This window comes from Glutamicibacter sp. NPDC088483 (genome assembly GCF_044753145.1).
GTDB lineage: Bacteria > Actinomycetota > Actinomycetes > Actinomycetales > Micrococcaceae > Glutamicibacter.
Map to the genome: position 1 here is coordinate 479,113 of NZ_JBIVMP010000002.1, position 26,827 is coordinate 505,939.

General features: G+C 54.8%; 34 protein-coding genes and 3 tRNA genes. All 37 read right to left on the reverse strand.

The window, feature by feature from the left end; all coding sequences use genetic code 11:
• Window positions 1–36 precede the first annotated feature (36 nt).
• Complete coding sequence (locus tag ACIP6G_RS06570) at window positions 37–2,067, reverse strand: hypothetical protein (RefSeq protein WP_400289306.1); 2,031 nt, start codon at window positions 2,065–2,067, stop codon at window positions 37–39.
• A gap of 1,048 nt (window positions 2,068–3,115) precedes the next feature.
• Entirely contained in the window at window positions 3,116–6,760 is a 3,645-nt protein-coding gene (locus ACIP6G_RS06575) for a peptidoglycan DD-metalloendopeptidase family protein (protein ID WP_400289308.1), read from the reverse strand.
• Window positions 6,761–6,820: 60 nt separating this feature from the next.
• Window positions 6,821–7,093 carry a hypothetical protein gene (locus ACIP6G_RS06580; protein WP_400289310.1) on the reverse strand — a complete coding sequence of 91 codons (273 nt, stop codon included), beginning with the start codon at window positions 7,091–7,093 and terminating at the stop codon, window positions 6,821–6,823.
• A gap of 110 nt (window positions 7,094–7,203) precedes the next feature.
• Window positions 7,204–7,506 carry a hypothetical protein gene (locus ACIP6G_RS06585; RefSeq protein ID WP_400289311.1) on the reverse strand — a complete coding sequence of 101 codons (303 nt, stop codon included), beginning with the start codon at window positions 7,504–7,506 and terminating at the stop codon, window positions 7,204–7,206.
• A 99-nt stretch (window positions 7,507–7,605) separates the two neighbouring features.
• Window positions 7,606–8,169 carry a hypothetical protein gene (locus tag ACIP6G_RS06590; RefSeq protein WP_400289313.1) on the reverse strand — a complete coding sequence of 188 codons (564 nt, stop codon included), beginning with the start codon at window positions 8,167–8,169 and terminating at the stop codon, window positions 7,606–7,608.
• Between the two features lie 70 nt (window positions 8,170–8,239).
• The gene (locus tag ACIP6G_RS06595) at window positions 8,240–8,650 is read right to left on the reverse strand and encodes a hypothetical protein (protein WP_400289314.1); all 411 of its coding nucleotides are present in this window, start codon (window positions 8,648–8,650) and stop codon (window positions 8,240–8,242) included.
• A 253-nt stretch (window positions 8,651–8,903) separates the two neighbouring features.
• Window positions 8,904–9,242, reverse strand: coding sequence for a hypothetical protein (locus ACIP6G_RS06600; RefSeq protein ID WP_400289316.1), 339 nt, complete (start codon window positions 9,240–9,242; stop codon window positions 8,904–8,906).
• Window positions 9,239–9,757 carry a hypothetical protein gene (locus ACIP6G_RS06605; protein ID WP_400289318.1) on the reverse strand — a complete coding sequence of 173 codons (519 nt, stop codon included), beginning with the start codon at window positions 9,755–9,757 and terminating at the stop codon, window positions 9,239–9,241. Before ACIP6G_RS06605 ends, ACIP6G_RS06600 begins: the two co-directional genes overlap by 4 nt.
• Window positions 9,729–9,905: a hypothetical protein gene (locus tag ACIP6G_RS06610; RefSeq protein ID WP_400289320.1), complete on the reverse strand. Its 177-nt coding sequence runs from the start codon at window positions 9,903–9,905 to the stop codon at window positions 9,729–9,731. The genes ACIP6G_RS06605 and ACIP6G_RS06610 overlap by 29 nt, the downstream gene beginning before the upstream one ends.
• 68 nt (window positions 9,906–9,973) lie before the next feature.
• On the reverse strand, window positions 9,974–11,200 hold the full coding sequence (locus tag ACIP6G_RS06615; RefSeq protein ID WP_400289322.1) for a phage major capsid protein: 1,227 nt from the start codon (window positions 11,198–11,200) through the stop codon (window positions 9,974–9,976).
• Window positions 11,201–11,222: 22 nt separating this feature from the next.
• Window positions 11,223–12,356 (reverse strand): HK97 family phage prohead protease, encoded by a 1,134-nt coding sequence (locus ACIP6G_RS06620; RefSeq protein WP_400289323.1) that lies wholly within the window; start codon window positions 12,354–12,356, stop codon window positions 11,223–11,225.
• Window positions 12,353–13,867 (reverse strand): phage portal protein, encoded by a 1,515-nt coding sequence (locus ACIP6G_RS06625; RefSeq protein WP_400289325.1) that lies wholly within the window; start codon window positions 13,865–13,867, stop codon window positions 12,353–12,355. The genes ACIP6G_RS06620 and ACIP6G_RS06625 overlap by 4 nt, the downstream gene beginning before the upstream one ends.
• 4 nt (window positions 13,868–13,871) lie before the next feature.
• Window positions 13,872–15,404, reverse strand: a complete 1,533-nt coding sequence (locus ACIP6G_RS06630) for a hypothetical protein (protein WP_400289327.1) — start codon at window positions 15,402–15,404, stop codon at window positions 13,872–13,874.
• Between the two features lie 22 nt (window positions 15,405–15,426).
• Entirely contained in the window at window positions 15,427–15,777 is a 351-nt protein-coding gene (locus ACIP6G_RS06635) for a hypothetical protein (RefSeq protein ID WP_400289329.1), read from the reverse strand.
• 127 nt (window positions 15,778–15,904) lie between these two features.
• The gene (locus ACIP6G_RS06640) at window positions 15,905–16,204 is read right to left on the reverse strand and encodes an HNH endonuclease (protein WP_400289331.1); all 300 of its coding nucleotides are present in this window, start codon (window positions 16,202–16,204) and stop codon (window positions 15,905–15,907) included.
• 205 nt (window positions 16,205–16,409) lie between these two features.
• Window positions 16,410–16,492: transfer RNA gene (locus ACIP6G_RS06645), tRNA-Ser, on the reverse strand.
• 55 nt (window positions 16,493–16,547) lie between these two features.
• Window positions 16,548–16,634: transfer RNA gene (locus ACIP6G_RS06650), tRNA-Ser, on the reverse strand.
• Between the two features lie 81 nt (window positions 16,635–16,715).
• Window positions 16,716–16,788 (reverse strand) — tRNA-OTHER (locus ACIP6G_RS06655).
• 255 nt (window positions 16,789–17,043) lie between these two features.
• Window positions 17,044–17,628 carry a hypothetical protein gene (locus ACIP6G_RS06660; RefSeq protein WP_400289333.1) on the reverse strand — a complete coding sequence of 195 codons (585 nt, stop codon included), beginning with the start codon at window positions 17,626–17,628 and terminating at the stop codon, window positions 17,044–17,046.
• Entirely contained in the window at window positions 17,625–17,843 is a 219-nt protein-coding gene (locus ACIP6G_RS06665; RefSeq protein WP_400289335.1) for a hypothetical protein, read from the reverse strand. Before ACIP6G_RS06665 ends, ACIP6G_RS06660 begins: the two co-directional genes overlap by 4 nt.
• Entirely contained in the window at window positions 17,840–18,040 is a 201-nt protein-coding gene (locus ACIP6G_RS06670) for a hypothetical protein (RefSeq protein WP_400289336.1), read from the reverse strand. The genes ACIP6G_RS06665 and ACIP6G_RS06670 overlap by 4 nt, the downstream gene beginning before the upstream one ends.
• Window positions 18,037–18,378 carry a hypothetical protein gene (locus ACIP6G_RS06675; protein WP_400289338.1) on the reverse strand — a complete coding sequence of 114 codons (342 nt, stop codon included), beginning with the start codon at window positions 18,376–18,378 and terminating at the stop codon, window positions 18,037–18,039. Before ACIP6G_RS06675 ends, ACIP6G_RS06670 begins: the two co-directional genes overlap by 4 nt.
• Before the next feature lie 205 nt (window positions 18,379–18,583).
• Window positions 18,584–18,757 carry a hypothetical protein gene (locus tag ACIP6G_RS06680; protein ID WP_365946569.1) on the reverse strand — a complete coding sequence of 58 codons (174 nt, stop codon included), beginning with the start codon at window positions 18,755–18,757 and terminating at the stop codon, window positions 18,584–18,586.
• 401 nt (window positions 18,758–19,158) lie between these two features.
• Window positions 19,159–19,455 carry a hypothetical protein gene (locus ACIP6G_RS06685; RefSeq protein ID WP_365946570.1) on the reverse strand — a complete coding sequence of 99 codons (297 nt, stop codon included), beginning with the start codon at window positions 19,453–19,455 and terminating at the stop codon, window positions 19,159–19,161.
• A gap of 518 nt (window positions 19,456–19,973) precedes the next feature.
• Window positions 19,974–21,269, reverse strand: coding sequence for a hypothetical protein (locus tag ACIP6G_RS06690; protein ID WP_365946572.1), 1,296 nt, complete (start codon window positions 21,267–21,269; stop codon window positions 19,974–19,976).
• Window positions 21,270–21,319: 50 nt separating this feature from the next.
• Window positions 21,320–21,598, reverse strand: a complete 279-nt coding sequence (locus ACIP6G_RS06695; protein WP_365946573.1) for a hypothetical protein — start codon at window positions 21,596–21,598, stop codon at window positions 21,320–21,322.
• A gap of 106 nt (window positions 21,599–21,704) precedes the next feature.
• Window positions 21,705–22,091 carry a RusA family crossover junction endodeoxyribonuclease gene (locus tag ACIP6G_RS06700; RefSeq protein WP_365946574.1) on the reverse strand — a complete coding sequence of 129 codons (387 nt, stop codon included), beginning with the start codon at window positions 22,089–22,091 and terminating at the stop codon, window positions 21,705–21,707.
• Window positions 22,088–22,543 carry a hypothetical protein gene (locus ACIP6G_RS06705; protein ID WP_365946575.1) on the reverse strand — a complete coding sequence of 152 codons (456 nt, stop codon included), beginning with the start codon at window positions 22,541–22,543 and terminating at the stop codon, window positions 22,088–22,090. The genes ACIP6G_RS06700 and ACIP6G_RS06705 overlap by 4 nt, the downstream gene beginning before the upstream one ends.
• Window positions 22,540–23,388: a hypothetical protein gene (locus tag ACIP6G_RS06710; protein ID WP_365946576.1), complete on the reverse strand. Its 849-nt coding sequence runs from the start codon at window positions 23,386–23,388 to the stop codon at window positions 22,540–22,542. The genes ACIP6G_RS06705 and ACIP6G_RS06710 overlap by 4 nt, the downstream gene beginning before the upstream one ends.
• 9 nt (window positions 23,389–23,397) lie before the next feature.
• Window positions 23,398–23,757 carry a hypothetical protein gene (locus ACIP6G_RS06715; protein WP_365946578.1) on the reverse strand — a complete coding sequence of 120 codons (360 nt, stop codon included), beginning with the start codon at window positions 23,755–23,757 and terminating at the stop codon, window positions 23,398–23,400.
• A complete protein-coding gene (locus tag ACIP6G_RS06720) occupies window positions 23,754–24,044 on the reverse strand; it encodes a hypothetical protein (RefSeq protein WP_365946579.1) in 291 nt (96 codons plus the stop codon). Before ACIP6G_RS06720 ends, ACIP6G_RS06715 begins: the two co-directional genes overlap by 4 nt.
• Window positions 24,034–24,381: a hypothetical protein gene (locus ACIP6G_RS06725; protein ID WP_365946580.1), complete on the reverse strand. Its 348-nt coding sequence runs from the start codon at window positions 24,379–24,381 to the stop codon at window positions 24,034–24,036. The genes ACIP6G_RS06720 and ACIP6G_RS06725 overlap by 11 nt, the downstream gene beginning before the upstream one ends.
• A gap of 175 nt (window positions 24,382–24,556) precedes the next feature.
• On the reverse strand, window positions 24,557–24,865 hold the full coding sequence (locus tag ACIP6G_RS06730; protein ID WP_365946581.1) for a hypothetical protein: 309 nt from the start codon (window positions 24,863–24,865) through the stop codon (window positions 24,557–24,559).
• On the reverse strand, window positions 24,858–25,097 hold the full coding sequence (gene nrdH / locus ACIP6G_RS06735) for a glutaredoxin-like protein NrdH (protein ID WP_400289353.1): 240 nt from the start codon (window positions 25,095–25,097) through the stop codon (window positions 24,858–24,860). The genes ACIP6G_RS06730 and nrdH overlap by 8 nt, the downstream gene beginning before the upstream one ends.
• A gap of 129 nt (window positions 25,098–25,226) precedes the next feature.
• Window positions 25,227–25,703, reverse strand: a complete 477-nt coding sequence (locus ACIP6G_RS06740) for a single-stranded DNA-binding protein (protein WP_365946584.1) — start codon at window positions 25,701–25,703, stop codon at window positions 25,227–25,229.
• Window positions 25,704–26,297 carry a hypothetical protein gene (locus ACIP6G_RS06745; protein ID WP_365946586.1) on the reverse strand — a complete coding sequence of 198 codons (594 nt, stop codon included), beginning with the start codon at window positions 26,295–26,297 and terminating at the stop codon, window positions 25,704–25,706.
• A partial coding sequence (locus ACIP6G_RS06750) for a lambda exonuclease family protein (protein ID WP_365946587.1) occupies window positions 26,297–26,827 on the reverse strand: 531 nt, incomplete at its 5' end. The genes ACIP6G_RS06750 and ACIP6G_RS06745, both read right to left, overlap by 1 nt.

The following is a 26,827-nucleotide window of genomic DNA, read 5'->3' on the forward strand; positions in this document are numbered from 1 at the left end:
CAGGATTACCCTGCGAGGGCTACTTCAAAAATGTTGTTATCTGTCCGCGTTGAACTGCGAATACGTTTGCGGGGTGGGTGCGAGACTGTTGAGCTGTGCATAAGTCAACGGAAGATCCCCGATGGAATTCCACTGCTCGTAAGTAATGCCAGTGACTGACGCGCTGATCACCCGGACACTCAGTTCCATCGACAGCCCACCAGAGTCGAAGCTCTTGGAAACCCCAGTGATTAGAACCCGCAAGCTCACGCCCATCAGATCCGAATTCACCGTGATCACATCACCCAGCTGCAACCGAGGATCAGGAACAATGCCCAAACCGTTAATCACTGGCAGCGGCTTCGATGTTTGCAACTGGATATAGGAGGCGTACCGGTCAAGCATCAACGTCGAATCGGTGCGGCAACCCCACGGCCCCACCTCATGCACAAGCTCAGGGCCAGGACCGCCAGCACCAGTTGCTACTACTTGCTGGTCAGTCCATTCGACCCGGCCAGCACCCACCAGCTTGGGTAGTTCCTTATCCCGATTCTTGGGCCACAACGTTTCGGCTGTGGGCGACGTGGAAAGGACACCCTCAACATCAGACGGCCAATTCCCTGCAACATACTTCACAAGAACCTTTTGAAGCCCAAGGACCTCAGTAGTAATGGTGACGTTCAGCCCGGTTGTTTCAGTGGTTCCACCGTCCGCAGAGTAATAAAGTCCGGTCAGTGAATAGTCGGGATTATTAGCTGAACCCCAAATCGCCCCAGACCCACCAACCTGCAAGAACGTCGTTGACGGTTGTATCCAATCCGAATCACCGTCAGGTTCCAAGAAGATTTCCAGCTCATCGCCGGACTTCATCGAGTTCGAGCCGCCACCACGAGCAAGCACGACAGTCTTCCAACGCCCCTTGGTGATACCTGGCTTACGCCCCTTAGCGGTCACTTTGGAAGCCGTACCCAGAAGCCCGTCTTCCCAGCTCAATGACAGAACATCATCGAGCGTGGTGACAGTCCTGGACGGTGTTCGATCACGCAGCGTGTCAGATGGCACCCACTGCATAACCCCCGTCTCATCAATCCACATTGCCGAGAGTGTGGCATCGCCAATCTCCTGCAACAAGTCCTGAGCAGTACGATTCTCAATCGTTGGAGCAGCATCAATGATGCCGTTCAAGTACAAGCTGGACGTATCCAACCGGGCGTTCGGCACATGGTAGGTGGACCGCAACTCGTCAACCGTGCGGGAAGGGAAAGACACCTGGAATCCCGCCAGCCTCGAATTAGCGTCAGCAGAAACTATCGCCGTACTAGCAGCACCCGAAGGCATGCTCATGGAGCCAGTAGCTGTTGCGCCAGTATTAGTGCGCAACGTCCACGCGCCACCCTTAGCCAGCAACGAGACGACAGTTGCAGCACCAATATTCAGGGTGCCGATAGTCGTGCCACTGCGAATGACCGTCGCCACCCGACCATCCATCTGCAATCGGACATGTCCAGTCGCATAACTGACGTGAAGGTAGCCTGCCCCCGTATGTCCCGGAGCGACGTTCATGGTGATCTGAACCGGCTCGCTCGCATCGTGGGAACCCCATAGCGAGTAGGTCGCCTCGAAATTCGATAACGCTAGACCCCACGGCGCAACATGCGTGCTCGCGTGGCTGCTAGATGAAGACGTGCTCGCTAGCGACCCCCGGGCAGGCCAGATAGACCCCTGCCCGTACACAGTCAACGCCGCGTTGAACTCCGAATTAGGGGTGCAATGGAAACCAGCCTGACGCATCGCGTGGTCCACATAATAAAGCGCCATCAACCCGATGCCCCGATACGCTTCACCGCCACCATTCGAAGGAGGCATGACACGCAACAACGCCTGATGTGAGACTGTCGCGGATAGCTTGTCGTAATCATCGATAATCGTTGACTGGAAACCAGACTCAAGATCACCAGTAGTACGGTCAATCACCCCGTGAAACTGCTTCCACTCAGTAACACCATCGCCGGCATAGATCTCCACCCGGTCACCCTTAGCCGGCAACCAGCCAGAAGGATTCCACGGATTCATCGGACGCTCATTCACGTCCTTCTCCGACACCCAACTAATCGACCCGGTAGCCTGAGTAACCCCAGACGCAGCCACAACCTGCTGAGGCAAGTCCCCTGACAACTCTCGGTCATCAGACCACGAAGAAGCGTACCGTTGCACACCGTTCACAAGGATGCGGGTAGTGAACTCCTGAACATCAGAAGTAACAAGGCTTCCTGCCTGCAATTAGCCCACCTCCGTCACCGTGAAACTCAAATTCGAGAACGTATACCCCGGAGCAGCCAGCACCTGATCCCGCGACATAGACGAAACAACCGCTTTAGGGCACCCCTGCCCATCACTCCACGGCAACAGCGTGTCAGACCAAGTAATGGCAGGCTGGGCACCACGAGACGCGTTCACCGCCCCCACAAGGCACGCCACCGCATTAGCAGGCGGCACACTCGTCACCCAAGAACGCACCGTCGTAGTAGACGTAGCCAAAACAGAACTTGTCACCGAAGTAATCAAAGCCCCAGCAGAGTCATACCAGAACAACCTCACAGCCGCGCCCGCCCCAGAAACCCACGCCGAAGCAGTGACAGCCTTACCCTGAGCGACAGGGGTTCGAGTCGAACCGAAATACATGATCACGCTAGGGTCCGTGTTCAACAAGGAGCGGGCAGAATACTCTCCGAACCCCAGATAATGCGGGCCCGCCAAAGTTATCACTGAAGAAATCTTCGCAGCAGGCCCGCACGTAGAAACCTCTGGCGTCAACATGTTAGACACCGGTGCATCAGCCGACACGAACACGAACGGCCCCGCACCCCACACACCATTAGCGAACTGGGACAGGAGCGAGTGCTCGTTGGGCTCAGCGAACTGAGCATTCAAACCCCAAGTGCGCCGGCCAACGGGTTTAACCTGCGCTTTCCTTCGCCCTTCCAGGGTTCGGGTGAACGCATACCGTTCCTCAGTTTCCAACTGTGCTGAAGGTGTCGAATAAATGGGGATCATGCGACCCAACGTGCCAAGATAAACAGTCACAAAACCCTCCAAATGGAAGTGGCCCACCGTTTCCAGTGAGCCACTTCAATCATTATTTAAGACGCAATTCCTTGCGCCCCTTGATATTCGCCTTCGCCACTTCCCGCGAATCAACCTGAACACTAACCACTTGCTCGCGCTCACGAATAGCAGCAATCAACCGATCAATATCCGACTCACGGAAACCACCCTCAACAGTCTGGTTCACAGCCTTAGTAACCGTGTCCCACTGACCCGGATTCAAGATAGCTTCCGGCTTGCGCGTCTTGTTCACAATCGTGGACACACCCGGCTGCAACCAACCACCATCATCATGCAAATACGACATGTAGTTGAACGGCGAACCGTTCTTCCACAACTCCGCATGCAAGTGAGGGCCAGTAGACCGACCAGTATTACCAGACGATGCGATGCGCTCGCCGGCAGACACCTTGTCCCCTGGCTTCTTGCCCCAGCCGCTAAGGTGGCCGTAGTAGGACGAGAAACCATCAGCGTGGTCAACGACCATGCCTTTACCAGTACGCCCGCTGACAGCGTTCCAACCGATCTTGCGGACAACACCATTCAGCATCGCCCGAACCGCTGAGCCAATACTCACAGCAAAGTCGATACCAGCATGCGGATAAGCGCCACGCGACGTACCGAACCCCGAAGTAATCGGACCAGCAGCAGGCTTAGCAAACGAACCCAACGGCCCATCGAAGAACATCGCACTATCGGAGCCAGAGCCACCGCCAGCGCTTTCATCCTTCTTCGTCGCCCAACCAGTCAACCCATCGATCACCTTGAACCCGGCACCACGAATAAGCTCATTGAAACCACCGCCAGGAATCAACGAAGACATTGAATCCTTCAACGGCGCAGTCACAGCACGAACACCAGCCGCGAGCATGCCCACAGCCCAGTCCTTCACCTTGCCAACAGTGTTCTTCACACCGCCCCAAAGATCCGACCAGAACCCACCGATAGGCATCTGAGACTTCTTCTCGTCATGCCCACCGTTCATTGCCGGCAACGCAGCCATAGGCGCTTGCATACCGCCACTGAGCATCTTCTGAGTCTCATTAGCGGTGTACACGTAGCCGGGGCCGGTGTTGATCAGTTCGGGGCCTTCTTCGCCGACGAGCTTCCAACCGTTCTTCATGTGCCCGCCCTTGGCGAACGCAGGAATGTTCACCTCGGGCAGTTTCCAGTCCAACCCGAGCTTGCTAGACATGGTGTTGACCATCTCGCGCAAACCGTTGTTGTAGACCGTGTTCACTACGAAATCAATCGGCTTGTACGCAATCGATTTGATCGTGTCCCAAACCTTCTTGATCCCATCAACACCACGCTGGAACGCAGGCTTTACGTTGTTCTCAATGAAGTCGCCAAGAGCCTGGAAGACCGGCTTGATGTAAGTGTTCCAAACGTGCTTGATTCCAGAAGACAAAGCCTCCCAGCCAAGCTTGAGAGCCCCAAAAGCAGGCTTGAGAACGTTGTTCCATACCCCGCTAAAGAAGTCACCCAAAGCCTTGAAAACAGGCTTGATGATGTTATTCCACACGGTGCTCAACGTAGGCGCTAGAGTGTCCCGCCAGTACGCAACAATCGCCGTCAACGCCGGCTTGAGAACTGACTCCCAAACCCATTTGAAGAACGTGCCCAACGCATTGAACACAGGCTTAAGAACCGTATCCCAGAGTGCTTTCAGAGCGTAGAAAACTACGCCGAAGTAAAGCAGCATGGCAGTCAGGGCGACGTTGACAACCGTCTCCCAGATGGCCTTGAACACACTGCCGATAGCACTGAAAACTGGCTTAAGCGTGCTGTTCCAGAAACCAACTATCGCACCAATAACAACGCCGAAGACTTTGCCGACAGCTTCAAAAGCTGGCTTGAGAACCTTAGTCCACACACCAACGAAGAACGACGAGATTCCATTCCAAATGTTGATGAAGAAGTTACGGAAATCCTCGTTTGTCTTCCACAAGTAAATGAACCCGGCAACCAAACCAACAATCGCCGCGATGATCAGACCGAAAATGTTCGCCTTCATCACCACGTTCAACGCAGCGAAACCACCCTTGAGAGCCGCGACAGCATTCGTCACACCGAAGATGATGCTGATAGCACCCTTCAGCATCAAGAACGCGCCACCCACCGACAAGAGGGTCACCGCCAACGGCTTCAACCACTCCTGATTCCGCTGAATCCAACCACCAAACGAAACAAGCGCAGGGATAGCTTTCTCATTCAAGAAACCGAAAGCCGAAGTCATGGCCGGCAAAAACGCCGTACCAATCGTCTCTTTCAAATCCTGGAACGACGCAGTAGCCTTCTGCTGCTTATTCTGCAAAGTGTCAGACTCGCGAGCAAAGTTACCCTGAGCGTCAGCAGACTGCCCGTAGAGCGCCGACTGAATAGCCAGCGCCTTAGACTCCGCATCCAACTTCGGAACCTTACCAGCAGTCTCCTTGTTGTACTTCTCCTCCGCAGAAGTGAGTGCCAACTGTGCACGCTTAGCCTCATCCGAGTCTTTGCCGTGCTTCTTGATAACCTCGTTGTACTTGTTTTGCGCAAGAGTCATCTTCGTGGCAGCAGTAGCCACTTTGTCAGCATCAACAACAGGCTTCAAAATACCCTTGGACAGCGCCTCAGCTTCAAGAGTCGCCGCGTTCAACGTCACGCCGTACTTCTCAATCGGGTCCATCTCACCCTTGAGGGCCGACGAAATAGCCTCGATAGCTTCCTTGGTCGTACCGCCAAACATGGATGCCATGTCCGCGCCCATGCCGATCAGACCATTAGTCTTATCGGCAATCTCATCCATGGGAGTACCCATGTTCTTCAACTGCGAACCAAGCAGCGTACCCAACTCGCGGTACTCATTGCCCGAGATGCCTACAGTTTGGGAAGCTGTAGCCGCCCAATCGTGCATCGTCTTAGCGTTCTCTTTGAACACCGTGTCAATCGCGCCGATGGACTGCTCAGCGTCACCAGCCAGCCCAACAACCTCTTTGACTCCACCGACGACAGCGCCGATAGAGAACCCCGCTGCAACACCCGCCAGCGCCCCCTTGAACGCATTGGAGAACCCACCACCAGCACGCTTGCCACCATCCTCCGCCTGCTTATTAGCAGCAGTCGTGGCAGTCTTCATGCCCCGCGACAGTTCAGCCTTGAGCTTCTGCCCAACACCCTTCCAACCTTTGGCGTAAGTAGTGGAAGCGGTGGAAGATGCTTTCGACGCGGAAGCCAAGGAATCCTTGGATTGCTTCAACTCATTCTGCAAACGATTCTGAGCGTCCGCAGCACCCTTAGTTTCAGCTTCCAACTTCTGCTCAGCAGTCGCCAAACGGTCAACAGCAGACAACGCCTGAGAAGACTTTGGACCATACTTCGCGGTAGTTTCGTTAAGTTTTGCCTGGGCAATCTCAGTCTTGCGCTTAGCCGCCTCAACCTTACGAGCCGACACATCAGCCTGAGCCGCAACACGCTTCTCAGCACGCTCAACCTCAGCCGCCAACGAATCAACATCAGGCTTCGCAGCGTCAAAGGACTTGGCCATCGCCGCGCCCATTTTCTTGCCAGTACTAGAGGCGTCCTTCTCAACGCCAGCAAACATGCCACCAAGTTGCTTTGCCAGCTTGGAAGTTTCAGAAGCAATGGTGACGTAACCAGTAGCAAGTTCAACAGATGCCAAAGTGACCCCCATGGCTTAATGCAAGAAAGGCGCCGACCACGATTAGTCGGTGCCTTCCTGCGTGATATGAATTTATTTGTCCCAGCCAAGCAACTTGCGAAGATCCTCGATCTTCGAAGGCTTCACCTTCAGGACTTCCGTTTCCTGCTTCTTATCCCACGGCCTTGGAACAGGCTTAGGAACCTCAGTGCGCTTGATACCCTGGCGACGATTCACCACAGCAACAAGCTGGCTAATCCCGTCATAGATCCCAGTCAACACGTCGAACATCGGGTTGAACCAGAACCAGTCCTTACCATTGATCGCACGGATCAAAGGGTCATCGTAAGGAAGATTGCTGATCACAGCCCAACAGTCAGACCACGTAAAGTCCTCAGTGGCAATATCCCGCCAACGCAAACCCCTATCGATGAGGGACGCTTCGAACGCGGCGGGATGCTGTGTGTGGAGCTGGATTAGCTCGCTGATTTCCCTAAACCCACCGGCTGGCCGGCAGTCCAGTCCTCAATGAACTCCATGAGTTCTTCCTGAGACAGGTCACGGTACGCCTCAACAGCGTCCTTATCCGCGCCTGCAGAAATCAGCCAAGCGGAAACATGCTGCACTTCGCCAGTGTTCATAGCCTCAATAACGCGCAACGGTGCGCTCTCAAGCTTCGGGAAACTGAACTCATCGTCAAACAGTTCCGACTTGAACGTGACGAACGGGTAAGACTTTTCAACTTTGCGCTCAAACTTGCGCTTCTTCGATACAGGCACGGTCAGCCCTTTCAATAAAAGTAATTGGGGTCAGTCAGCATCAAAAGGTGAACCTGTGCCCGGTGGAGCTGACCAACACACCGGGCACAGGAAATTTAGTTACGGAGTAACGACAGGCGCATCGATGAACGAAACAGCCTTGACACCCGCAGCGTTCGGGAACGCCTCAATAGTCACCTCATAGCGAATAACGTCCGAATGAACGAACGTCACATCACCCGAAGTGGAGAGCTGACCATTAGCCACATACTCACGCAAACCACCCTCAGAGTCCTTCATGTCAATCACGAAAGACTTACGCGGAGCCATCTTCGCGGTGTGGTTGACCTTGACCTTGCCGGCAGTCACAGTAACGTTCGCGTCGCCATGGATCAGCTTCAACACATCAGCGTTTGCGGCTTCCAAGAACTGGAAGGTGTAAGTGATCGAGTGCTCAGTGCGGACGATCTTTACAGTGTCGCCACCCCATGCCCGGATCTTCTCATCCGAAGCGTCAGTGGTACGGGTTACGCCGTCCTCGCCAATGTACCCACCCTTGATCCAAGCGGGATCTAGCGCGGTAGTAGCATCGGTCGGAGCGGCCACAGTGGTATCACCGAACAGCAGTCCACCAGTAGCGGTGACCGGAGCACCAGTCAAAATAGCAGCTGTACCAGTTGCCATGATTTGCCTCCTAAAGGGCATACAAAAGAAGCCCAACCACAAACGTGGTCAGGCTTAGAAAATGATTTGGTTAGATAGCAGGAATCTCGGCTGTGGACGCTCTGAAACTCAGTTCCACAGTGAAGGAATAACCCGGCGTGCGAGTCTCAGAATCAGGCTGAAAAGTAGGACGCTGAACAGTCCGCAAGAAGATCACGCCCTTTTCCTCGAAAGGCCACTGGCGGATCAGGCCGTGAAGCTCACGAGCAATACGAGAAGCCTTCATCGAATCAGCGTGAGAAACCTCAACAGTCAGGCGCGCATCATCGAGAACAACGTCACGCTCACCACGGCCACCAGTGTCCACCACCGTCACCAGTAGCGGACCCCACTCCCAATCAGGCGGCACATCCATGAACGGGCCAGCCTCAACCGGGACATACTTGCCAAGGAACGACACGGCACGAACAACAGGATCTTGGAAGAGAATGATTTCAGCCATCAATCCCTCCCGGCATCCAAGGCTCGAAGCAGCGCATGGTGCTTCCTATTATGAAAGTGCGCGTGCCCTGTAGCCATCACAGACACAGCACCACGCGGACCCTCCAAAACCAGCTCAGTGACCTTATAACCCATGCCCTCGCCACCAGCAGCAGCCGCAATCCGCTCAGCACGACGCTCCAAATCAGCAACCACACCCGGCGACTTACGCAACTCCTCAAACGCCTTCTGATTGAACTTCAAATTACGAGCCATCAACCAGTCACCCGCTTCAACTTCACTTCAGTGCGGAAAGTAGACGCAGTAAAGAAGTTACGTACAGGAGGCGCGTACCCCTCAACGCCGAACCGCTGACCGTACACGGTGAACTGATCAAGGTGATTGATCGTCATCCCAGGAGGCAGAAACAAGACGCGCTCAACAACATCCCGCTCAGCGGACATGTTGCGTGGCTCATCAGCAGCAGCAACGTCTACCCCAACGTCCTCCAAGAGAACGTCCTGATAGACCGGAACAAGTGCACCTTGCAGGTTGCGGTCATTCCTGATCCACTGGTGACGTATCACCTGCTCGCCCTGGATCTGCAACATCACGGCCCCCAGTTCAACTTGTACGTATCAAGCAACGCCATCTCAGTTGCAAGCAATGGAATCGAAGCAACCGCCCCGCCAGAAGCCGCATACGTTACCGACTGAGTGCCGGCGCGCTGTGAAACAACGTTCCCAGAAGGGTTCATTGCAGCACGGGAAGCGATGCCTGCGATCAAAGCACCGAGCTCCCCAGCAGACTCATAACCATGCGTCAGCGTTACCGAGATCGACCGATACTTGGCAGGCCAGCAACCGCCGTCACTGCGGGCCAGCAAACCAGCCTCAGACCAATCCGTGTCAACGGGAGAACCGTCGACAAGAACTGTTTCCACGGAAACAACATGCTTAGACTTCAGTTGCAACACTTCGCCACCGTTGCCATCAACAATCAACGTCTCCGAATGAACGGGCGTTACATGCCAACCGCAGTACCGGCGAACCGCACTAGTGGCAGCATCAATCCAAAACTGGTCATCTGTTGGAAGTGGCTTATTCGTCAGTATCGGAGGTAGAGACACTAGCCTTCACCTTCCCGCGCCGTGCCTTATTCGGCACCTTGACCGGCTCCTGAACCGCAATCGGCTTAGCGCCAATACGGTCAGCAGTTTCCTTATCCAGTTGCATCTGGTGAGGAATGTTCCCGATCAGAACTTCATAGATTTCCATCAGTTATTCCTTCCTGATAAACCAGCGGGGACACCTACAAATGGTGCCCCCGCTAGACAACTAGATGATTAGCCGGCAACCGGAGCGGTGCTCGACAAGGTAACCTTCACGAAAGCGGAAGGCTTACGAACAGCCAGAGCGATACGCTCCTCAGCACGAACCGAAATACGGTTGTAGTTGAAGTCGTCCTCGTTAGAGTTAGTAGCCTCAACACGCACGCCACCCTTACGGTAAACAGTCGCGCCCTGCTTGCCAGCACCAACCAAGACGGTGCCCTGAGCGATAGCAGAGGTAACAACAGTGTTCTGACCCCAGATACCCGGAGCAGCGTTCACCGAACCGTTACCGTAAGCCCCGGTGAAGAAGCCACCAGCGAAGTACTGACCGTTGGCATCCTTGGACAGGCGCAAAGTCTGGTAATCAAGCGGGTTGATTACAAGGCCATCGGCAGTCAGGCCGGTTGCGGTCTGAACCTTGGTCAGCGCACGGAAGATCGCATCCGCGTTGTCAGTGTTATCGGCAGCCGCTTCGGTCTGCACACCGACACGGTTCAGCAGACCACGCAACTGCGGTGCGGTGCCATTGCCGTTCAAGAGCTGCTGCTCCTCAAACATGACCAGATCGTAAAGCAGACGACCGTTGATCTCCGACACAAGGAACGGCAGATCCTCAGCCATCTCGTCATTGATCTTGATACGACCGGCGATCTTGGTCAGCGCGTCGTTGACCTGATCGTAGGTGTAATGAAGCTGCGGCTTGAGGCCACCTTCAGCAACAGCCTCGAACGCACCTTCACGCAGAGCCTCCACGTAATAGGTGATCGAAGCGGCAGTCAGGGTGCCGGTGCCGAGCCAAGAAGCGATGGTCGGGCGTTCACGGAAGCCCTGAACCACAGTCTCATCGATCTGCGGGTGCAATGCGCCACCATCAACACGAGCGTGCGAATCGCCGGCAGCCTTGAACTCCTGGGAGCCAAGCGAGAACCGCTGGGACGAACCCTTGAAGTTAGCCAGTTCAGCGCCGAACGCCTTGACAGCATGTTCGCCGATGGTCTTAGCCTGCACAGTATCTTCCTTCTTCTTCTCGGGCATCTTCACAGAACCCATAGCGTCAAGCTTCGCCTGAGCCTCGTTAGCCTTGACGATCTGCTCGTCAAAGGTCTTGACCTCAGTAATCAGTCCGTCGATTTCTTCGACCTGCTCGGGGGTCAGATCTGCGCCGTTCTTCTTTGCTTCTTCAGCGATAGCACGCGCCTTCACGGCTGCGGCCTCGCGCTTTTCCAAGAGAGTAGCCACAATGGCTCCTTTCAGTTATGCCCTAAATGGTTAGGGCGTTGATTAGTGCGAGTGCTGCATCCGGGTCTTTACGCGCCTTGACCGCTGACTGGTCCTCAGCCTTGACCGTTTCCGGTTCCTCAGCCTTGCCACTCTTTGGTTCCTCGCCGCTGACATCCGAATCGTCAGACTCAATCGAAGACAAGATTTCCCCCAACGCCTCATACGCTGCTTTGATCTTGGATTCGTTCTTGGCCGAAATAGTTCGACCTGCCTTACTGCCAGTTTTGACAGCAAGAAGTTCTGTTTCCTGATTGGCTCCTACCGGCACAATTGACACCTCATGGAGTTTCAACTCCTGAAGTTCCATATGTCCGCCATTCCAAGGGCCACCATCAACCTCCGCCTGCTTCACTACGTCGTACATAAACGACATTTGAGAAACACGGCCCTCCTTGATCAGCCGGTGCACCTGAGCACCCTTCGCTGAGTCAAGATCAAGTTGGCCTTTAACGAGCAAACCGTGGTCATCCTCACGGATTTCCACGGTCTTCCCGATGTTCAAATCAGGGTCATCGGTTCGATGTTGCCAATAGATCGGGAACTGCCTGCCCTCAATAGTTGAGGCAAAAGCACCCTTCACAACAACATCGCCGTAAGAATCTTTATTGCCAAAGACAGACGCATAACCAACAAACTGCCCATCAGACAATCCGTCGCCATCAGCCTTTAGCTCGGCTACAGTCGCCTTAACTTTCGACATGATGCTTCTCTTTTCAGCCGGGATAACCGGCGGGTTCTTATACCATTCGCGAATGGTTTCACTTGTGCGTTCAGGTCGCCCATCACTCTCGACACGCTTCAGACACTCTTCAATGCCCGGATCAAGAAGGACCAGATCTGCTTTCGCATCCCGATACGCATCCAACTGCGCATCAGAGGGTGAAGTGTGAATGATCCACGAGTTATCGTCAACACCCTTCAGAATGCGGTTCACAGCAGCAGCGCGAGCCGAAGTAGCCACACGGCGTATACTGTCCGGCGCATCGTGATGGTTAGGGGAACCAAGAGCTTTACACATGGCATCAAAGTCAATAACCGGGTCATTCTCTCCACGCTTCTCAGCGATAAGAGTCGACTTACCAGCACAGGGAGGGCCAATAACAACGGTTATCATTTAGCCTCCAAGATCAGCATGTTAAACACGTGCGTCGGGTTATCCGGCGACGAATCCAGAGCCGCCTTAGTCTTAGCGTTCAAACGCTTAGCAACCTCAGACGCATCAGGAACGCCCGCAACCGTAAGATCAGCCTGTAGTTCCCGGTCCCACCGGTCACCGTCCCAGCCCTTGGCTGGCACCACCGCTTGTTGGCGCACTAGACACTTACGCCACAGGTCAGCAACCGCCTTTTCCGCTTCCTCCACCGTTTCCACAGCTTCGGTAGACCCAGATTCAGGCGTTCCGAGATTCAAAGGAACAATCAAGCTGTCGCCACCATCAATAGCCGGAAGATTCTGCAAACGTCGCGCCTCGTTACGAGTCATCCACGGACCACCAACAGAAGACGAAATAACCGCCGCCTGCTCCTCGAACGAGCCACGCAACTTCGCCTCAACATTGAACTCCAAGAACACACCATCAGGAGCACTGATCATAGGCAACAAGAAAGCGTTCAGACGAGACTCGATCATCGCAATCAAAGGGCCCAGAGTGTCACCATAAAGCCCACGCCGGAACTCACGAACATTCGAATAGTTCGCGTTATCCAGCAAGCCAATCATCGTCGGGTTCACATGATAAACCTGAGCGACAGTAGCCAACGAAAGCTTCGTAGAATCCGCCCACTGCTCATCAGCCGACGAGAAACCAACACGCTTCACGTCCATACCATCTTCAAGCATCGGCATGCCACCAGCACGCGAACCCTTATCCCCGGTGAACGCCTCCAACATGTCCATGAAACGCTTGCGAGCCGAACCATCCCACGCCGGAGCATCCTTAGGCCGCGTAATGAACGAACCAATACGCCCGTTCTTCTTCCACAACTGCTTCCGATGCACACGCGCATGATGCTGCTCTTCAAGAGTCAACCGTAGAGTCTCAACCGGTGAAGTTGAGCAAGTAGGATCGCCAGGAGTCCAGCCTTCAAACTCGATCACTTCATCAGCGGTGAAACTCAGTTTCTCGCCGTCGTCACCCGGCAGTGCAACAACGAACTCATTCGAACCGTAGAACGAAGTAGCTTTCGAAGACACCCACCCAGCCGGCAAGTTATAAACCGAGAAACCCTCAGGACGATTAGCATCAGGAGCACACCACAAATAAGCGCGGTCATACAACGCCAGATCACCAACGAGGGCAAGAACCAGATCGTAGCGAGTCTGCCGTGCATTCGGCTTAGAAATCAGCCGAGAAACACTATCGCCCCGTACCCGCTCATTTGACTCCCCATTCGCCTTGAACGTGTGCAAACCAAGCTGGGCGATATTACGCGCCAGGAAGTTAACCACCGTGCGAAGATGAGGCTGATTAGTCCACAGCTCTTCAATCGTCTTATTGTCCAAAGAAGATTCAGAAGACTCATTCATCGACCAGTAAACCGGGCCCTGACCGTCAAGCCGTTCAGTGACCATCTTCCCCGGCGTACCGCCACGAAGCATCCGGGTAAACGCATCTAGTACACTCACACGCTCACCACCATTTATCGTATTCCTCGCCGTAAGCAGTCGCTACCGGCGTTACAGTCTCAAGCATTTCCAAACCCCACAAAGCCTCAGTAGCAGCACACAGCGGGGCAACATCAACAGGAGACTTCGCACGGTTCCAAGCCCACGTCTCACCGAGACTCTTCTTCACCGCTTCACCCATCGCCAACAACAAAGCCGGCTGATTGGTGAACCGCACCGTGCCGTTCATAACCCGGTCATAGAACTGCGAACAAGAGTTAGTCAGGTTCGTGCCCTCGCACCTGCGAACCTCAGTACCCTCTTGCTCTATGTACTCAATCAACGAAGAAGCAGGCGCGCCACGGCCCTGAACCACAACCAAATCAGGAGTGAACTCAAGCCCGCCCGCAAGCGTCTTAGCAACCCACTCAGTGCCAGCACGCTGGGCAATAACCTGCACCAACGGAACACCAGCAGGCGTATAACCAGCCACCGCAAAGTAAGTCATCGATCTGTCATGCGAAGTATCAACAGCAAGAACCATCGGCGACTCAGGATCAAAATCAGCACCATCGTCAACACACGCAGCAATCGCATCAGCAGGGAACGGACCATCAGAAGCGGCCACAACCCACTGGCAAAGATTCTCAGTACGGAAAACATGCTCAGGCACACCCTCATCACCACCAGAGCCCACCAGCGCCGCCTTCGACGCGATCATGTCCTCAGTGATAGAGCAGATTCCGTGCTCGTCCTCGTAACCCATTGACGGGTTCGCCATAGCCCAGCCATCGCGGTCGTGAATATCGCAATCATCCGGCGCTGACCACTCAAACAAACCAAGAGTCGTATCATGCGAGTTAGCGAAATCTTCGGCATCCTGCTGGCCGGAAGCAACGTACTTCTCCCAATCAGCGATACGGTCGAAGGCCTGCTTACGCAAACCACGCAACACATCAGACTTACCAGTGCCGGCATTCGACACCGCAATAACCTGAGAGGAGAACCGAGCATTAGTCGTATTCGTCAACGCCGACCAAGCTTCCCAATCACGTTGCTGACGCAGCTCATCAAAAGCAAGATCGAGAACCGACAACCCACGGCCACCATCGTCAGACGCAGCCTCACACTTATACCGGGAACCGTTCGTCAGTTCCAAGTACTTGTTGCCGTTCACGTTCGACTTCCTGGCCACATAACGGCGGGCATCCGAACGCTGTAACGCCTTAGTGGAAAGATCCAAGATCTCCTCAGCAGCATTCAACTTGTGCGCAGCCCCCAAAACCAGCGGAGGCTCAACTTCCGGAGAGTCCCACATCAACATGCGCCACAACAGGCGCGTAGACATGATGAACGACTTGCCGTTCTGACGCGCCACCAAGAGCAGGACCGTCTTATAGCGAAGCTTCGGAAACTCATCAGAAGTAAACGATCCAGGGGCAAGCTCCAAAGAATGAATGAGAAACCATTCTTGCCAAGGGTGAAGCTTACGACCAAACAATTTAGCCGTCTCAATAGCCTCAAAACCCAACGAAGTATCAGGGGTCAACTCACGCAAAGGTGCAGTAAACACGCGAGGCTCAGTTGCCCCCAACCGCCCGTAACGACCCGTGACGCTTGGACTTGAGATCTGCAAGCGGATCAGCCTCCTTCTTCGGCTGATCACCCACAGCCTTACGCGCAGCAGGAGTCAAACCCAACGCCTCGCAGTACCTCAAAAATGTTGGCAACGACGTATTGTCATTCGCCGGAACCTTAGGCCGGGACTCAGTCTCAGCCGCGTCTTCCCTCGCCCACTCAACAATCACGTCCCACTCATCAATCTTTCGAGCAAGCGCACCAGCCGCAGCAACCGCAGCAGCGTCAACACCATCCGCATCAATATGCCCAGCAGCCTCTACCGAAGCCTGGAAGCTCTCAAAAACACTCAAAGCAGCCTCCTAGGACATTCGTTGGTACAATCGCGCACGCGACCCCCTCTCGCAAATTGCGGGGGGAGAGAACAGGAGCACCCCGGGAACTGTCCGTCCGAAAAACTTGGTCGTGGCAGTTTGGCCCCTACCCCTTCAGCCATTTTCGGTTGAGGGTTCCGAGTCCGCCGACCTGCATTTTGTTGGAGCGTTTGTTGTTGCATGCGCGGTGGCTGGCTCTGAAGTTTGCGGGGTCTTCGGCGTGTTCGGGGTGCGTGGAGCGTGGGTAGAGGTGGTCTAGCTCGAATGATTGTTCGTCTGGCCATGGGATGGTGTAGTCGATGGGTTGTGAGCATAGCCAGCACGGCGTGTTGACTTGTTCGCATCGCGCTAAGAATGCTTTGCGTAGTTGTCGGTAGCGTCTGCTTGTCTGTCCGTCGCCGGCCATCGTTCACCACCTCTTGTTGCTACCCGCGTTGGTTGTCCGGTTCCAACGCGGGCGGCGGTGCGTACTCCAGTAGGTGACGCGCTACCCCTCATCGGGCTGTGTAGGTTGTGTCGGGCAGGTCTATCCTCGGGTTGTTGAAGACTAAGCGTGTGCTTACTCGCAACCGTCGTGGGTAGCCTTCACTCATTGGAGTGTTGACCCGTCGCGGAAGATGCAGGGATCGAACCTGCTAACCCTTTCGGGTGTACCTCTTTAGCAAAGAGGCTGCTGACCATTCGCTTATCTTCCCTGGCACGGACGTTACCGCTGTGTATGGCTGACCGCGTGGGTCTCCGTGCCTCGGCGGATAGAGGACGAGTCGAACGCCTGCGCCGGTTAGAGCGCCCCCGGGTTTCGAATCCGGTGCCGAACCGCTTCGGCTTCACTATCCAAGAGTGGGTCTCTTTATCGTCTTCACCCACCCGGCCAGACGGGAACTCACGCAGCTGATCAATCCGCGATCTTCACTCCGTGGCAGCACGGAGAATCGAACTCCGCATGAACCGGTTTACAGCCAGCCCTGTCACCTTGACTCTTCTACTGCCGTGCAGATGTTCCTTTGCTTTGCCCTTACCCACTCGCTAGGTGGGAAGCACGCGCTCCGATGCTTGGCGGTTCATCTGCCTCAGGTTTACGCTGCCTGAGTTGCCCACTCTGCTGTGCAGGTCTGGGCTTTGTGTGAGGGGTTGTGTTACCGGTTCGCCCCTCAGCCGGTGTGGTACCACTTTTGGGTACAAAAAAAGGAGCGATCCGTGAGGATGCTCCGTAAATACCGACACTTCTGCCGGATTGATACCAGATTAACAGTTGTTTGAAGTTAGTGCAACTAGAACCCATTTGATTTCATTTGTGCCTGTCCATTGTGTTTCACAGGCTTTGCATTCGACGCTCCATTCTTGGTGTGGTCGTAGGTTTTCGTTGTCTGCCCAGCAGTCTACGTAGAGGCAGGTTTTGCGTTCTTCGCCGTAGGTTGCTTGTCCGCATGAGGGGCAGGGTGTGCCGTCTAGTCGGCGTAGTTTCTTTGGGCGGAGGTTGGCTTCGATGCGGGTTTTGAATGATTGGTATTGGTTGGTGAAGTAGTTTTCCCAGTCCTCATTGTGTGGCACTGATCCAACCATGGCGATGCATTGCTCGATGCTGGGCGCTTCTTGTCCGAACCGATCGCTGTAGGAGGATTGCGCTTCGTCTTTGAGTTGTTTGATGAGGTCTAGGGCGTCGGCGTTGACGAGGATGCGTTGTTTCGATCCGTTGCCACCGCCTTCGTGTGTTGATCCGCTGACTGCTTCCCGTAGCTCAGACAGTAGTGCGGGTACTTTGCCTATGCGTCCTCCGATCATTTTCATGTGTGGTTCGGTTAGCTCTTGCGCGAGTGAACGTAGGGTCATTTTTCCTCGCTCCCGTAGATTTCGTCGTATGCTCGTTGCGCTGCTGTTGGCAGGGTGTTGTAGTAGGCGGTGATGGCGGCTTGTGCGTCGTTCATGTATGCGAGCTTGTATACGCCGCGTGTGTTGTCCCAGTCTTCTGGTTTGCGGGTTGTGTTGCGGACGCTGACGAATAGGGCGATGGCGGCAGCTTCGTGGGCTTCTGGATCGAGTTTCACTGTTCCTCCTGGATGGTGATTGGGGTGTCCGGGTTGAGTTCGAGTGTGTGGATTCCGCTTGCTGTTGGCGGGTCGAGGTGGACCCATGTGCCGTCTTCTTCGTGGTCAATTGCGGCGATGTTTCCGGTTATGCCGATCGGGGTGGTGATGGTTTTCCCGATGTGTTCGCCTGAGAGTTCTTTGGCGGTGATGTTCATGTTTGGTACATCGCTTTCTGTAGTTTGTTGAGGTCTTCGGTTCGGATGTTGTTGTCGTCGCCGTGTGCTTTGCCGGATTGGATGATGAGGCGGATGACGGTTTGTGATACGGCGAGCATCTGGGCGGCTTCTGGGATGGGTGTCATGCCGATGCCGTTGCGGTGTGCGTGTCTGGATTGTTCGCCGTGTGTTCCGCCCATGTGGAAGTATCCGCAGTGGGTGCATTTGTAGATGTGTTGGTCTCGGTATTCTTTGCGTCGGCGGAATTGTTTGGCTTGGTTGCGTGTGGTGAACATTGCTTTGCCGGTGGTTGGGCATCCTCCGCGTCGTTCACTCACGGGTTTTCCTTTGTGTTTTCGTTTACAACGTTTGTTTCGTGTGCGTGTGGGAGTGTGGCGAAGCGGTGGAGGGTTATGGCTTCTCGATCTCGTTGTTTCAATTGCGTTGGGGATGAGAATGCTGTGGAGATTTCTATGGCGATACGTCGTTGGTGCATTGCGTGCCAGTATTCGGCTGCTAGTTCGGCGTCGCTGAATCGCTGGCTCATGGTTTGGCCTCGGTGATTTTCCAGATTTTCAGGTCGTCGTGGTGTCCGTGTTCTTGCCAGTCGCGTAGGTCTTCTTCTGCTGATTCGATGGTTCGGTGGAATGTTGGGGTGCAGTCTGCGGTGTCGAAGAATCCTCCGAGGTCTTCACCGATTACGTAGTAGGTTTTCATCGTGCTTTCTTTCCGTTGTGGATGAGTGGTTTGCCTATGAAGTACCCGTCTGGGTTGAGTCCGAGCAGTTTTCTTTTGTGAGGGTTGCGTCGAGAGTCGTAATCCACGGCATCGAATGGTTCGGATACTCGGCGCTTGTATTGGATTAGTTTTTGGATTGATGTGCCGTGGTATCCGGGTGGGTTGCCGCGTTGGTAGTGGGAGAACCGGATTCTTACGAGTCGTGTTTTCCTAGGCATTGTTTTTCCTGTCTGGGTGGCGGTGTTGTGGGAGTGTTCTGCCGTGGATGGCGCGGATGATTGCGAGCATGTCTTCCCATGCTCCTTGTGCGAGTAGTTGCCCGTCTTGGTATTGGATGCGCCAGTAGCCGAGTGGGTCTTGCCGGCAGATGAATCGTGCGCTCATTTGCTCGGCCCTACTAGCGCGTAGTTCGTCTTGTGGTCGATGCCAGCTTCAGACGCGAACGCTTTGGAGAAGCTTTCGAATATGTCGGCCCATTGCTTTCCTGCTTTGGTTATCGCGTCTCCGATTGATTGGAAGGCCTTGGTTAGTTGTCGCGCTTGCCATCCGATTGGGTTGAGTTCTCGTCGCTGCTGGTTGGTCTGTTCGAGTGCTTTGCGCATGTAGAGCTGGGCGAGGTTTGGTTGTCCGGTTTCGATTGCTTTTTGTGCGCGGGTGATGAGTTCGTCGGTGCTCATTGGAGTGCCTTCCCGAATAGTGGGTTGTCGATTTGCCACCGGATTGCTGCCAAGTTGCGCTCCCACAGGTCTTTGCGGTCAGTGACTACTCCGCAAAGGATTCGTTGTGGGAACGCATGGAACTCGTCAATGAGTGCCTTCCTTACGTCCCAGCGCCGGTCGGTTGCGTGGTGGCGAGGTGGCTCGTTGAGCCATGCGGGAGTGGTGAGTTCCCTGATGAGTCGGTCTGCGCGTTCGAGTGGTGTTTCTGGTTTGGCGTGCTTGCTCATTTCCGTTCCTTTCGTTTGCGGGCTTGGAGTCGGCGGGTGTGGTTGATTTGTTCGTGGAGCGCTTGTTCCCAGAGTGGTTTGATTTGCGGGTCTTCGGTTTCGTTGACCCACCCTTGTTTGATGCGCTCAAATTGGATCGACCGTCGGATGGCTACCCGGTACGTGCGAGAAGTGAAGATCATTTGTGCGCCTTTCGTTGCATGAAAAATGAGCGCCACAACGGACGCTCAAGGGGTGGGGTTTGGGGGTTTAGGCGGTGTATTCTTTGCCGTCGATGATGGTTCGCCCGTCGATGATCTGGTACACGAACGGCCAGGATTCGGTTTCGTTGTAGTAGGAGAATCCGAGGCCTTGCTGCCAGTCCTCGACGATCTTGGCTGGTTTTCCGTTAGCGCCGATTGCACCGTTTACTGATGGCACTGAACCGTCTACACGGCACATTGCACCGGGGTTGGCTGAGTACCTGCGGAGCGGTTCGCCCCGAGGGCCGATAACGGTGTGGTAAGTGATTTCTGCGCGGTGAGTGTGCCCTGCCCAGGTGTTCAGGTGTGGGTGTTCGTGAATGTACTGGGCTGTCGTGGAACCCTTACTGTTTGCGCGGGTTCCGTGGATGTTCCTTGTGGTGTCGTTGTCCCAGTCGGTTGCTGCCGGGTAAGCGTCAACGTATCGGATGTTGAGCTCTTCGAGGCGTAGCAGGTATGGGATTGACATGGTGGGCCACGAGTTCGGCATGTTGGCTCGTTTGAGGCCGAACGCTGCGAGTGCGTTGGCTTCAACAAAGTTCTGCATGCGTTTGTCGTGGTTGCCTTCGATGATGATCATTTCGGCGTTGGGTGCTACTGCGCGTAGTTGTGCTAGCCATGCGTGGGCGGTGTCTAGTGCTGGTTGGGTGGTTCGTGCGAAGCTGGCTTCTTGTGCCCACCGTGATTGTGATGGTAGGTCTAGGAAGTCGCCTAGGATCTGGATCTTGTCTGGCTGGTAGACGGCGCAGGCTTGGGTGAAGATGTCCATTGGCCTTTGGTCGTGGAATGGGTCGAGTGTGCCGTCTTCGAGTCGCCTGTAGCCGATTTGGTGGTCTGCTGATTTGAGTGCGAGCTTTAGCTTTCGGTTTGGTACTGGCATTGGTGCTGGGGTGTTGACGATGACTGGTTGTGCTTGCTGGATGACCGGCCACGCGGGTTCGCCTCCTTCGGTGCCGGTTTTGAAGCGAACGTCGTTGATCTTGTTGAAGTACCCGCCGCTTGGAGTGCTAGTTGACCCCCACTTGAAGGTGACTTTGTCTGGGTCTTGGCCCTTTGCGCGGATGAAGTTTACGAAGTCGTCGTAGCCCCAAGAAACGTCACTGCTGATGGTGTACGTGTCTGGGGTGTCGCCTGAGCCGGATACGTTGACGATTTGTTCTTTGGTTGGTGCGGTTGTCGCGTTTTTTGCGTTCCCTGCTTCGTGTTCTCGGTAGCAGACGCATTGTTTGGCGTTGTGTCGTCGGATGGTGCGTTCTTTTGCTGTGGGGCGTGTTGCTTCGTTGCCGTATTTGCACTGTGGCATTAGGTTTCCTTTGGGTATGAGAAAAGCGCCCGGTGTTTGGGGCGCTTGGGTTACTTGTTGTCGCGTGCTTTGGCGAGTCGTTCGGCGGCGGCTTGGCGTTGTTCGTCGCTCATGTTGACTTGGCGTTTGAATCCGGTGAGCGGGTCGAAGTTTTTCTCGCTGATCTTGTATTGGGACCATTCGCTTTCGGTGCTGATGAGTTCGGCGCGTCCTGCTTCAACTTCGCGGTTGAGTCGGGTGATGTGTTTCTGCCGGTTTGAGCTGATGTAGTAGCAGCGGTCGGCTTGGATTCCGGTGACGGTGGTTTCTGATTCTTCGAAGCTGGCCATTTCGTTGGCTCCTTTGGTGTTTGGTGACTGTCTTGGTCACGAGGGTTTGGGTAAGTGGGGTTTTGCGTGTAGTTGGCGGTCAGGCTCTCAGATCGGCTCCTGTGGCCTATGGCAGCCGTTCAATGGTGATTTCAGCGCCGGGAGTATCCAACGCCCAATGCTTATGAGCGATCAGTGACACTATGCGTGCGTCGTCTTTGATGAGCTTTGACGCGGTTAGTGCATCACCGACAGCCCTTACGAGTTTGTCCAGGTCGGGGGTGCCGGCTGGACGTGAACCAAACTTAGACTTCAACGGTGCTGGCATGTAGAAGTTCACAATCAACCGCAGATGCCCGTCCAGTGGTTCATCGAGCACGCGGGTCTTGGCTTCAGCTGTCACGCGGTCACGCCACGGTTTCAACTTCTTGCTGGACTCAACCATTTGTCCCTTGCCGTAAGACACCTTCGACCCCTGCGGCGCTGGATGTCCGGCAACAAAAAACGTGATCACTGTTTGCCTCCATCAGAAAAGCCACCCTCGTTGAGAGTGGCTTGGTTGGTTTCCCATGGTGGGGTTGCGGGTATTCCGCGCCGTTTCAAATCCTCGTAATACTGTTCTCGGCCTTGCTGGAAAAGTTCGTCGTACAGTTCAGGGTTGCGTTTGCGGTAGTCGCCAACTTTGAACGCCTTGTTCAACGGCGGTTCTAGCGCTCGCTGCTTCCGATCATGCGTGTTCTGCGCTTCGGTGATCTTCCTGCGAATACTGGCAGGGTTGACGACGTGCACACCTTCACCGTTTGCGTTGCCGTTTGCGTAGTGCTGGTTGATAGCCCAGCGAACGTTCTGAGCTTTGATCGTGGATAGCCCGACTGACCATACTTCGAGGTTTGCGTCGGTGAGTTGGACGCGTGGGTCGATCTGGTTGGCGTAGGTGATGGCGGCTGCGATTTCTTCGGGGGTCACTGTTCAATCTCCTGATGATCGAATGCGGGTAGTTCCCATGTTGGTTGGGCTGGTTGCCGGCTGGTGGCTCGCTGTACTAGCTCTAGCCCTTGCTGTAGGCGTTGTTCGGACTTTGGTGTGTCCCAGCGTGCTGGTAGTGGCTCGTCGTCCCATGAGCCGCGTTCGAGCCAGGTTGTTGGGTGTGGGATGTATTTCTTCTCGGGAAGGTTGGGGTCGGAGGCTAACCTTGTTGCGCCGTCGATGATGGTTTGTTCGTCGGCTCGTTTGGCTGCTGCAAGGTATTTGGTTTTGGCTTTGTCTTTGCCGACTTTGCGTGGGTAGTGTTCCCAGAATTCTTCGAACCGGGTTGGGCGCTCGCTCGACGGCGTAGCCGGTGAGCAAGTGTTCTGTTCCCTTGTTCCCTGTTCCTCTGTTCCTCTGTTCCCTGATCCCCTGTTCCCTGATCCGGGAGAGACATTTACAGGAAGGCTCGCGACACCCTCGCGAATAGTCGCAAATTCCGCGTCATACTGCGGAAGTCGAGCCTTTCCAGGGCGGTCGATACGTTGATGTTTAGACCAGTTCACAATTGACAGATAATCAACGTTTTCGAGTGTGTATCGAAGGATGCGACCACCTGCAGAAAGATGTTGCAACCCTCGCGACACTCTCGCGAATGTGTCGCTGGGGTCTCGTTCAAGATCATCGGCGAACAAATCAGCGGTGATGGCCGAGAGCTTATCCAGGCCAACGCCGTTGTCATCCACGTAAGACCACAGACCGATGAATAGCAGACGGTCTTCGATCACTAGGCCTGAGATGTCGGACGATCGCCAGAACTCCGGTTTGATAGACCGAATGCGCATTACGGCTCCTTATTTCATTTGTTGGTGGATGAGGTATCTGATGAATTGGCGGCGGTTGTCTTCGTGGTCGGAGAGTGCGTAACCGTATCCGTCGTCTTCGGGTTCGTATTCTTCGCCTTCGAATTCCAAGCACCTGCCGTCGAGTCGGTGGAGGTCTTGAATCTCGGATAGGATCTCGGTGATTTTCGCTGGCGTGGGTACGTTGCCGAGGTGTGGGCTGATGGCTGCGATTAGCGTGGTTTCTTGGGCCACGGTCAGCGTGAGTGGGTACTGGTTGCTTTTCTGCTGTTCCAGGTACGCGGTTTCAAACGCTGCGAGTACAGCTTCCACGGCTTCGGTTATGCGCGGCGTTACGGGTTGAATACTCATGATTCCTCCTTGTATGGGTTGTAGGTGTCGTCTTCCCGGCAGTAAGCGCAGTCGCCACAAGTTCGTGGGCATGCGATTTTTTCGACGTACCATTTGACCGCTTCATCCCACGCTTCTGCTTTCGCTTCGGCGCGGACCTTGGACAGCATCACCAGTACGTTGTCGATAACCTCTTCAAGTTCGCTGGACTCGATGTAAGCGCATTCAAGCGCTTGCCCGATCTGGGCTCTGGTATGCGTGTATTCTCCGCCGTGGTAGGTGGCAGCGTGCTTCTCATTAGCGCCCATTGAGGGTCTCCTTGCCGGTGATGGTGATAGGGGTTTGGGGTCTGATGTAGTGTTCGTTGCCGTAGAACCGTCCGCGCACGGTGAGGAGGATCGCGCTGCTGAGGTTCGGTTTGGGGTTGAAGTTGATCAGTTTGCCGTCAAATTCCCGACCTGCCATGTCCACGCCTTTGACTGTTTTGCCGAGGTCGTTGATAGCGAGGTACCGGGCTTCACGTGCGATCACTCTGGGCTCCTGGTCTGGGATGCGGGCGAGGATTGGTGCGAGCGCTTCGATGCAGGAGAGATCAAACTGCTCGCCGAGTAGGTCGTTCTGGATTTCTTCGTCTTGGATGCTCATCGTTTAGCTCCTAGTTTGTTTAGTACCTTCCGTGAGGTCGGGTCGTTGTAACCGAGGTTCACCGGGGTTTTGATTGCTTTCAGGTGCTTCTCCACATGGCAGAAACACTCCTTGTCACGGCACATGAAATAAGGTGCCGTTCCTGCACAGCACGAGTCGCATTCAGGTTTCTCATTCATCGGGTCACCATGCGGATCTTCTGCCGGCGTTCCATGCGTTGCCGAGTCTCGTGAATCTGCTGTAAGAACGCGTCAGTGTTCGCCTTGTCGCGCCTGATCTTCGGGTCAGTGACAACACGAGGTTGCTTAGGCTTAGGGTTCCTGCGACGCTCCTTCTGATAGCAGGTGCCGCACTCGCCAGCAGCACCACGCGCACACGTTCCCGGGTAGTCTTCGATGCTTGTCCGCTCTGGCCTGATGGGCATCTTGCAGTCGTCGTTGACGCATTTTGGTAGCTCGTTGATGCTGATCTTTGCCTTAGCCATCGTTCTGCTCCTTCAGCTTTTGGATGAGGTCTGGTCGGAAGCCTGACCAGTGAGTGAATTCGTCCACGTACACGACGGGTGCTTGCTGGTGTCCGAGGCCCATGATGAATTCGAGTGCTTCAGCGTCTTGGGAAACGTCGATCACCTCGTAGGCGATGTTGGCTTTCTTGAGCGCTATATAGGTTGCGTTGCATTGGACGCATGACGGTTTCGAGTAGACCTTGATCAAAATCTGTTCCTTAGGTGTAACTGCGGGGCCGGCGTGATGACCGACCCCGCGTTTTGGGTACTAAAAAAGCGCTACCCGGTTTGGGTTAGCGCTTGTGGATAAATGCTTTAGGTTTGTGGAAAAGTGTCGGGCCTAAAAAGGCGCGGTTCCCTGATCCCAACCGCCGTTGCCCTGTGGCTGGTTGCTACCAGTGCTCCACGGGTCAGCAGCCGGCGCATTCCAACCCTGCTGGGACTGGTTCTGCTGTGGGGCCGACTGCTGGGACTGAGTGCCAGGAGTGCCCGAAGGAACAAGGCCAACAATGTCAGCGATGCAATCCAAGCTCTCCCGTTTCTCACCGTTGTGCTCATACTCGCGAGTCTCCTCACGCCCAATCACAACCAACTGCTGCTTAGCGCCCTCCTGCAGGATCTCTGCCAACGCCTCGGCACGCTTGCCGAACACTGTGACGTTGCGCCAAGTAGTGCCCGTCTTATCCCACTGATTGGTTTGCTTGTTGAACTTCGAATGCCCCTCACCAACTGAGAAGCTGATGCGAGGCTTGCCGTCGTTCGAATGCTTCAAACCGTGGATCTTTCCAAGGTTCCCGTGAAAAGCTGCCTGACCCATTTATTTACCTTCTTCGTTGTTGTCTTCACGTACAGTTGCGAGGATCTTCTGCGCGTCCTCAGCGCTGATCTTGTTCGGATGATCCCAATTAGCGCCAAGGATTCCGTTTGCGTAGCCCAGCATCGCTGGCCCGTCACCCTGATAACCAGCCTCAGTGAGCGCGTTATTGATCGCCTGCCACTGAGCCACCCAAGGCTCAGTCACCGGCTCAGCCAACACATCAACATGATGTTGCTTGACCTTCTTCTGACTGATACGAACCGGGATAGTGAACGCCGCATCAATATGAGACATCGCCACGACTTCAACCCCGCCAACCTTTTCGCCGGCATAGATCACTTCCGGGTTGTTGACGAGCTTCACGAGCCTGCCAATCCATGTATCCGTCTCCGTGCCCCACCGGTAAGACAAGACACGGAGCATGCCCTTGGATGGTTTCCATGGCCTGCCGTCCATGCCGGCGAGGTCGATGATGACCGGCTTATTACGGTCACCAGGGCGAACATTCTGGATAGTTGCAATCACTGGTGCGCCGGTCAAATCCGAGGCGTTGAGCTGGTCACTCTTAGCTACGAGAGCGGCTGAAATGTCCATTAGAACGTGAACTCCGTTTCTGGGAAATGCTCGATGTATTCGGTGGCGGGTCTGTTCGCCACTGCTTCGAGGTACTTACTGATAACTTCGGTCGCGTGTTTCTCGAAAGCGCTCACTGCTTCGATAATCACCGCGAACCATTCAGGGTCAGGAAACACGCGCTTGACGTAGAGGGCCATGCCACCTGAGTAGCTGATGTAGTCGCACCATTTACGCCCGGTAACGAGCATGCCCATCTGCATTTGCGCCATGTTCCCGGCAGGTACTTCATCGCGTAGGACTGTTTGTAACTGGATGCGCTGTGATCGACTTTTGATCTCAATCAGCCCATCGTCACCAGCCAGTCCATCCGGTGAATAACCCATCTTGAAGCCGTGGTCATCATTCACGATGAATCCAACCTCAGTGACCGGGGCGTAATGCTCGGCGTAGATTGCCCTTGCGTATGGTTCATCCAATGTGCCTCTAGTCATCTCTCGGCTTGGCTGGATGTACTCAACGCGGCCAGTAATCCGCTCTGCGATCAGAGT

Coding starts and splice junctions, on each gene's coding strand:
- ACIP6G_RS06575 (WP_400289308.1), bottom strand. CDS start 6,760: ATGGGGGTCACTTTGGCATCTGTTGAACTTGCTACTGGTTACGTCACC.
- ACIP6G_RS06590 (WP_400289313.1), bottom strand. CDS start 8,169: ATGGCAACTGGTACAGCTGCTATTTTGACTGGTGCTCCGGTCACCGCT.
- ACIP6G_RS06595 (WP_400289314.1), bottom strand. CDS start 8,650: ATGGCTGAAATCATTCTCTTCCAAGATCCTGTTGTTCGTGCCGTGTCG.
- ACIP6G_RS06610 (WP_400289320.1), bottom strand. CDS start 9,905: ATGGAAATCTATGAAGTTCTGATCGGGAACATTCCTCACCAGATGCAA.
- ACIP6G_RS06620 (WP_400289323.1), bottom strand. CDS start 12,356: ATGATAACCGTTGTTATTGGCCCTCCCTGTGCTGGTAAGTCGACTCTT.
- ACIP6G_RS06640 (WP_400289331.1), bottom strand. CDS start 16,204: ATGGCCGGCGACGGACAGACAAGCAGACGCTACCGACAACTACGCAAA.
- ACIP6G_RS06660 (WP_400289333.1), bottom strand. CDS start 17,628: ATGACCCTACGTTCACTCGCGCAAGAGCTAACCGAACCACACATGAAA.
- ACIP6G_RS06670 (WP_400289336.1), bottom strand. CDS start 18,040: ATGAACATCACCGCCAAAGAACTCTCAGGCGAACACATCGGGAAAACC.
- ACIP6G_RS06680 (WP_365946569.1), bottom strand. CDS start 18,757: ATGAAAACCTACTACGTAATCGGTGAAGACCTCGGAGGATTCTTCGAC.
- ACIP6G_RS06685 (WP_365946570.1), bottom strand. CDS start 19,455: ATGAGCACCGACGAACTCATCACCCGCGCACAAAAAGCAATCGAAACC.
- ACIP6G_RS06690 (WP_365946572.1), bottom strand. CDS start 21,269: ATGCCACAGTGCAAATACGGCAACGAAGCAACACGCCCCACAGCAAAA.
- ACIP6G_RS06695 (WP_365946573.1), bottom strand. CDS start 21,598: ATGGCCAGCTTCGAAGAATCAGAAACCACCGTCACCGGAATCCAAGCC.
- ACIP6G_RS06710 (WP_365946576.1), bottom strand. CDS start 23,388: ATGCGCATTCGGTCTATCAAACCGGAGTTCTGGCGATCGTCCGACATC.
- ACIP6G_RS06715 (WP_365946578.1), bottom strand. CDS start 23,757: ATGAGTATTCAACCCGTAACGCCGCGCATAACCGAAGCCGTGGAAGCT.
- ACIP6G_RS06720 (WP_365946579.1), bottom strand. CDS start 24,044: ATGGGCGCTAATGAGAAGCACGCTGCCACCTACCACGGCGGAGAATAC.
- ACIP6G_RS06725 (WP_365946580.1), bottom strand. CDS start 24,381: ATGAGCATCCAAGACGAAGAAATCCAGAACGACCTACTCGGCGAGCAG.
- ACIP6G_RS06730 (WP_365946581.1), bottom strand. CDS start 24,865: ATGGCTAAGGCAAAGATCAGCATCAACGAGCTACCAAAATGCGTCAAC.
- ACIP6G_RS06740 (WP_365946584.1), bottom strand. CDS start 25,703: ATGGGTCAGGCAGCTTTTCACGGGAACCTTGGAAAGATCCACGGTTTG.
- ACIP6G_RS06745 (WP_365946586.1), bottom strand. CDS start 26,297: ATGGACATTTCAGCCGCTCTCGTAGCTAAGAGTGACCAGCTCAACGCC.